The organism is Larkinella punicea, assembly GCF_003334855.1.
Lineage (GTDB): Bacteria > Bacteroidota > Bacteroidia > Cytophagales > Spirosomataceae > Larkinella > Larkinella punicea.
The window spans coordinates 422150-428149 of record NZ_QOWE01000002.1 but is presented as its reverse complement, the minus strand read 5'-3'; the positions used below and the strand labels follow the sequence as shown (position 1 = coordinate 428149).

6 protein-coding genes are annotated in these 6000 nt (G+C 51.4%); 4 read left to right on the top strand and 2 right to left on the bottom strand.

Going from position 1 to position 6000, the window contains the following annotated elements:
- Nucleotides 1–175 precede the first annotated feature (175 nt).
- Nucleotides 176–1309 (top strand): AI-2E family transporter, encoded by a 1134-nt coding sequence (locus tag DUE52_RS03560; protein ID WP_114404573.1) that lies wholly within the window; start codon nucleotides 176–178, stop codon nucleotides 1307–1309.
- A gap of 79 nt (nucleotides 1310–1388) precedes the next feature.
- Here the strand turns inward: DUE52_RS03560 and DUE52_RS03555 are convergent, their stop codons facing one another.
- Entirely contained in the window at nucleotides 1389–2018 is a 630-nt protein-coding gene (locus DUE52_RS03555) for an LON peptidase substrate-binding domain-containing protein (protein ID WP_114404572.1), read from the bottom strand.
- A 1-nt stretch (nucleotide 2019) separates the two neighbouring features.
- Nucleotides 2020–2493 (bottom strand): gliding motility lipoprotein GldH, encoded by a 474-nt coding sequence (locus DUE52_RS03550; protein ID WP_114404571.1) that lies wholly within the window; start codon nucleotides 2491–2493, stop codon nucleotides 2020–2022.
- Nucleotides 2494–2698: 205 nt separating this feature from the next.
- Between DUE52_RS03550 and DUE52_RS03545 the strand changes: the two genes are divergently transcribed.
- From DUE52_RS03545 to DUE52_RS03535, 3 genes are read left to right on the top strand one after another with little or no spacing between them, the layout of a single operon-like run.
- A complete protein-coding gene (locus DUE52_RS03545) occupies nucleotides 2699–3061 on the top strand; it encodes a BlaI/MecI/CopY family transcriptional regulator (protein WP_114404570.1) in 363 nt (120 codons plus the stop codon).
- 2 nt (nucleotides 3062–3063) lie between these two features.
- Entirely contained in the window at nucleotides 3064–4773 is a 1710-nt protein-coding gene (locus DUE52_RS03540; RefSeq protein ID WP_114404569.1) for a M56 family metallopeptidase, read from the top strand.
- 21 nt (nucleotides 4774–4794) lie between these two features.
- Nucleotides 4795–5889, top strand: coding sequence for a hypothetical protein (locus tag DUE52_RS03535; RefSeq protein WP_114404568.1), 1095 nt, complete (start codon nucleotides 4795–4797; stop codon nucleotides 5887–5889).
- The last annotated feature ends 111 nt before the right edge of the window (nucleotides 5890–6000 follow it).

The following is a 6000-nucleotide window of genomic DNA, read 5'->3' as shown; positions in this document are numbered from 1 at the left end:
GGCCCTGATTGACTAACAGGTAGTCCGAGTAAAGGTCGAAAATAGGTGAGACGAAGTGCATACCTAATTTTTTGTTAAATTTAATCAGTAAGCTGGCTTTCACGAAAGAGCTTGCGTAACATCAGTTATAAAGTAGTTTTCGATATACCGAAAACAGAATACCGCACCTAAAAATATGGAAAACAAATTACCTGAAGTCAATTTACCGTCGTACGTCCGGTTTGCCTGCATCATGATTGTGCTGACGATTCTGGTCTACTGGCTGTCGGCCATGCAGGAACTGATCGTACCGCTGATTTTTTCGATTCTGTTTGCCATGATCCTATATCCGATCGACCACCGGCTCGAACGCTGGCGGGTGCCGCGCGTACCGGCTATTCTGTTGTGTCTGGTGCTTATGATCGGCTTTTTTTACCTGCTTTTTTACCTCATTTCCCTGCAAATTTCCAGCTTCACCAGCGAAGCCCCTAAATTGCTCGAACGGGGCAATCAGATTCTGGACAAACTGCAGACGTTCGGCGAAGACCGGTTTCACATCGAACGTTCGAAGATGGTGGCCGAAGCCCGGAGTTACGTCAATAACCTGATTCGCGAAAGCGGTTCTTTTCTGACGTCAACTTTGCTGGCCACCACCAACACGCTGTCGACCATCTCGATTGTGCCACTGTATATCTTCTTTCTGATGCTATACCGCGACTTCTTCCGGTCGTTTTTCTACAAAGTATTCAAGAGTACGAAGCGGGCCAAGATCGACATTGTTTTTGGCCGGATCTACACCGTTGTCAAGGATTACCTGGTTGGATTGGTGCTTGTCATCATCATTGTGGGCGTGCTGAACACGGTCGGTCTGCTGATTCTGGGCATCGACTACGCCGTCTTTTTCGGTTTTCTGGGCGCGTTCATGATCCTGATTCCGTACATCGGCATTCTGATCGGGTCGCTGTTGCCGGCTTTGTTCACGCTGCTTACCCACGACAATCCGCTGGTCGCTCTCGGTGTTATCGGCGTATTTTCGTTTGTTCAGATTCTGGAAGGCAACTTCATCACGCCCTACATCGTGGGTTCCAAAGTCAGCATCAACCCGCTGGCGGCCATTATCGTCCTGTTACTTTGGGGGCAGTTGTGGGGCGTGACTGGCCTGATTCTGGCGCTGCCCATGACGGCCATTCTCAAGGTCGTTTTCGATGCCGTCGAACCGCTCAAACCGTACGGTTTCCTGCTGGGGGAAGCCGAACGTCCGAAAAAACCGATGAATGTCAAGGAGTTGACCGATAAGCTGCCGAAAAAAGTCAAGGATTTGGTGGATTAAACCCCTAAATCCCCTGAAGGGGACTTGGACACAGCTTAAACCGGATGCCAAGTCCCCTTCAGGGGATTTAGGGGCTATATTAGAATTTCAACGGGTCCAGGTTCTTGAAATGGCCGTTCATTTTGATGCGGTCTTTGGTGCGCTCCATTTCCGAAACCACCGGCAACACCCGGTCGAGGTGGCGGATCAGGAACCGCTGGCGTTCGTTCTCGTGGTCGATCGTCAGCAGTTCGTATTCGTCCTCAACCGACAAACCGATTTTGTGCGCCACCCGAAAGGATAGGAGGGGCGTTTCTTCGTCAATTTCGGATTTGATCTGCAACAGTCGGTACAGCCGGGTCAGTTTGACGATCAGTTCATCCAGGTGGTCGCCCGTTTCGGGTTCGACTTCCACCACCTGCACGGTGCCGCCCGCGTAGAGTTTCCCCGGCGACGGATTTTCGAAGTTAGCCACCTTAAAAATCCGGATTCCCTTCGATTTGATGTCCATCCGCCCGTCGTCGTAGCGTTTGTGCAGCGTGGTGACGCTCATTTCGGTGCCGTAGCCGGGCAGCTTGTTGTTGATAAATGCTGGAATACCAAAGGTTTGGCCTTTTTCCAGACATTCCGCAATCAACTGCCGGTAGCGTTCTTCAAAAATATGCAGGTTGAGATCTTCGTTGGGATACACAACCAGGTTCAGCGGGAAGAGAGGCAAATAAATTTCCATACTACAAGTCTTTTTCCACCGTCACGCCCACGCTGTAAATCTCCGGCAGGGGGTTCTGGCGCATGTATTGCCGCAAGCGGATGGTGTATTTTCCACTCCGCGGAAAACGGTATTTTTTCATCATGCTGATGCGGTGGTCGAACAGATCGCCCAGACCGTCGCCGTACGGTTTTCCGGTTTTCGGGTCGAGCAGCGTCAATTCGTCCTGTTTCGACTCCAGCATTTTTCCGGTTCCGTCCAGCAAATAACGACGGATGTACAGGTTGTAGTACGGATACGAAACACTGTTCCGAATGTTGTAATAAACGGAATAGGTGACCGTCGTATCGGCAATCTCAAACGTAAATTCCGGCGTATTTTTGATGTACCAGGTGCCGTCTTCGATGTCATCGATTCCTTTATAAACCGCCTTTTCGTCGCAACCCGCCAGCAGCAGCCACAATCCGGCCAGTAATCCTATCGGTAATTTCTTCATGGAGCGTAAGCTGTCTTTACACAAAACTACGACCCTCCCGCGTAGATTCAAATTAAGGCCGTTGCCGGGGGGTAGAATAAAAAACTACGAAAATAGTTTGCAAGCTACGCAAACCGTTCTATATTCGTCATTATGGAGTCAGGACCTCATAAATGGTCACCGGTTTTTTGTCCGGACAGAACTTTGTTAACCTAAAATAAGCGCGATGGAAAAGTTAACTGCCAAAGAAGAAGAGATCATGCAGGTCTTGTGGAAAGTCGAACAGTCTTTTGTAAAAGACATGTTAGCCTATTTCACCGACCCGCCCCTGCATTACAACACCGTTTCAACCATTATCCGGAATCTGGAGGAAAAAGGGTATGTCGGCCATCAGGCGTATGGCAATACCCACGAATACTACCCGATTATCAGCAAGGAAGACTACCAGAACCGCTTTGTGCTGAAGAAAGTCGTGTCGGATTATTTCGATGATTCCTACAAAAACCTGGTGAGCTACTTTGCCAAAAAGGATAAAATTTCGGTAGACGAATTGAAAGAAATCATCACGATGATCGAGAAGGGGCAGTAGCCATGAGCCTGTTGATTTACCTCCTGCAAGCGGGTCTGATTCTGGCGGTGCTGACGCTCTGCTACCGGCTGTTGCTCCGCCGGGCCACCTGGTTTGGCCTGAACCGGTATTTGCTCGCGCTGAACGTGGCGCTGGCGTTGGTGCTGCCGCTGGTCGAGTTGCCCGACTTTCGGCCTGCGCCCGTCCGGAATCTGGTGCAGCAAACCGTTCCGAACCTGCGGGTTCTGGACTGGTCGCGGCTGAAACCGGCCCAACCCGCTCCCCAGTTTCAAAAACCGCCCGCTCAGGTGCCGAATGTCGTCCCGGAAATTCAGCCGGAGGAATCGACCGTTACCGGCCAGAAACTGGCGTTGTGGGTGTATCTGGCAGGGGTAATCTTTCTGGCCGGGCGGCTGCTGGTGCAACTTTTGTCGCTGGCGCGGCTGATTGCACGCTCGGAGCGTTCGTGGGAGGATGATGTCTGGCTGGTGGTCAACGCGGAGGTGGGTGCTCCTTTTTCCTTTTTTCGCTGGGTGATTCTGAATCCGGAACTGTATGAACAGGACGAATTCGACCAGATTCTGCTGCACGAACGGGTGCATTGCCGGCAATGGCACAGCCTGGATATGCTGCTGGCCGAATGGCTGCGGGTCGTTTTCTGGTTCAATCCGTTCGCCTGGTGGCACCAGCGGCTCGTGCAGGAAAACCTGGAATACCTGGTCGATCGGGAAGTGCTGGACGAAGGCATCGAGAAGAAAAAATACCAGTATTACCTGCTGAAAGCCAGCCTCTCGGGCGACATGCCGATTCCCGTTCGGCCGGCAACCAATTCGTTCAATCAGCAACAACTCAAAAGCCGGATTTCGATGATGAACCGGCCCAGGTCGAACCGGGGATGGCAGACTTACCTGCTTTTTAGCGTTAGTATTGTCCTCTCCTGTTCGGCCTTTACCACGCCCCAAACCGTTTCCCGGTACGTGGTCGACAACCGGTTTGGGGTGTTCGGGTTGATTACGGCGGTTACCTCTTTACAGGATCTGGACGTGATGCAGGCGGTTTTTGCGGAACGGGGCATCACGATGCGTTACCAGGCCGATGTGAATCGTTCCGGCCAGATCGATCACATTTCGGTGGAAGTGAAAAATGGGAAACAGGTCGTTGCCCGGACGCTCAATCAAATCCCGCCTTTTGTGATCACGGCCATTCAGCCCGACCCGTCGAAGCCGTTTGTGGTGCAGACCACCCGCCGGGTGATGCAGTTGCCCGACACCTTGTTTTCGATTTGGGAACACGAAAAACCGGTGGTGGTGCTCAATGGCCGGGTGCTGAACCTGCGGCCGGGTCAGCCGTTTGGCTTTGGCTCGGTGTCCGACTACAAACGCACGGTGCTGACGGCGCAGGAAGCCATGAAACGGTTCGGCAAAACCGGGCGCTATGGGGCCACGATGATCGACGGAAAAATTCTGGATGCGGTTTTTTCGGCCAATCCAGAGGTAATGGCGATGGGCCGCCAGCTTTTGTACAAGAAAACGCTCTCGCCGGAACAACTCACCCACTTTACTTTTCTGATCGATGGCAAGCGGGGTTCGTACCAGGCGTTTCGGGAACTGTCTGCCGACGACAAGATTTCGGTAGCGGTTTTCGATAAAGGATCGGCGGGCATGGTCAAGCCGATGTTCACGACCAAGGGTCTTGTGGTGGTTACAACCAAGCGCCAGTTGCTGGCGGATTAAACGGTTTTCCTGAACCTGTATATGAAAACGAATGGCATTTTTCGGCAGCACCCGGAGCAGTTCAGCTTCGTCAACCAGTTCGGTCCCCGGTTTTTGAAAAACCGCATTCAGATGATGAATCAGGCATCCCGATCCGGTCGGTCGTGGCTGGTGTATGTTGTGTTGTTTTCGGTTACCGGACTGGTGACGACGATGGCTGCGGTGGAAAAGCAGAAAAAACCGTCTTTGGCGGTGGTGAAGAAAAAACCGGTGGTGAAAGCGAAGCCCACAACCGGTTTTCCTGCTGTTGTTGACCAGGGAGATTCGCCCACGGAATCCGATTTGAAAATCGTTCCGAAACCGGTGGAAGAACTGGTCGAAAAAACCGTAGTGATTCCCGATTCGGCCCAGGCTATTGATAAAATACCGGTAGTGAATACGGAAAAACAAAGCCGGTATGTTGTTCGGGAAGGGAAGTTGCTGTACTGGGTGATTACGCCCAAAATGTCGTTCAAAGATCTTTCGGAATTGAAACAAACGATTGACGAACAATCCCGGTTTACCTTCGATTTTACGCACGTCAAATTTGATCCGTTTCAGGTCTATATCAATGACATTGGCGTAAAAGTTCATAAACAGAATGGTAGTTCCGGGTCAACGTCCAATGGGGATGAGACTGGCGAACCGATCAAGTCGATTGGCGGCTATCTGGCCGAGAGCGGTTCGCTGGGCATGGGCATGGCCAGTTCTGGAATGCCGGATGTTTTGTCCCAGGTCGTGAAAGAAGACGAAGCGTCCGTTGCGGGCCTGGTGACCGAGAGCCGAATGGCTTATTTGATCCAGAAAAATCAGAAATTTATGGCGGGGAGCCGTTCAACCGTAAAAGGGGAGTGGCTGCGCGCAAATCCGGGTCGAAGAAACGAGAATCTGGGTGTCTTTGTCAATGCAAATGGTCAGCTTCAGCTATATCACTCGGAAAATGTTTCGGTGTTCATCGATGGGAAGGAAGTGAGTGCCGACCAGATAGCGATGTTCGATCCGAAGCAGCTTCATACGGTCATTATCAACGATGTTCGGGATGAATCCGCCGGACCGGGCCGGAAAAAGCGGTATGTTCAGCTTTTCCTCAGCCAATAGTGTTTGATGGGAACACGGATTAAACGGATGGAACGGATCAAAAAACTGATTTTTATTTTAATCTGTGTAAATCCGTTTCATCTGTTTAATCCGTGTTCCCATTCTAGACAA

Excerpts from the sequence above, each read along its gene's own strand:
- DUE52_RS03560 (WP_114404573.1), top strand. The coding sequence starts at position 176 with ATGGAAAACAAATTACCTGAAGTCAATTTACCGTCGTACGTCCGGTTT.
- DUE52_RS03555 (WP_114404572.1), bottom strand. The coding sequence starts at position 2,018 with ATGGAAATTTATTTGCCTCTCTTCCCGCTGAACCTGGTTGTGTATCCC.
- DUE52_RS03550 (WP_114404571.1), bottom strand. The coding sequence starts at position 2,493 with ATGAAGAAATTACCGATAGGATTACTGGCCGGATTGTGGCTGCTGCTG.
- DUE52_RS03545 (WP_114404570.1), top strand. The coding sequence starts at position 2,699 with ATGGAAAAGTTAACTGCCAAAGAAGAAGAGATCATGCAGGTCTTGTGG.
- DUE52_RS03540 (WP_114404569.1), top strand. The coding sequence starts at position 3,064 with ATGAGCCTGTTGATTTACCTCCTGCAAGCGGGTCTGATTCTGGCGGTG.
- DUE52_RS03535 (WP_114404568.1), top strand. The coding sequence starts at position 4,795 with ATGAAAACGAATGGCATTTTTCGGCAGCACCCGGAGCAGTTCAGCTTC.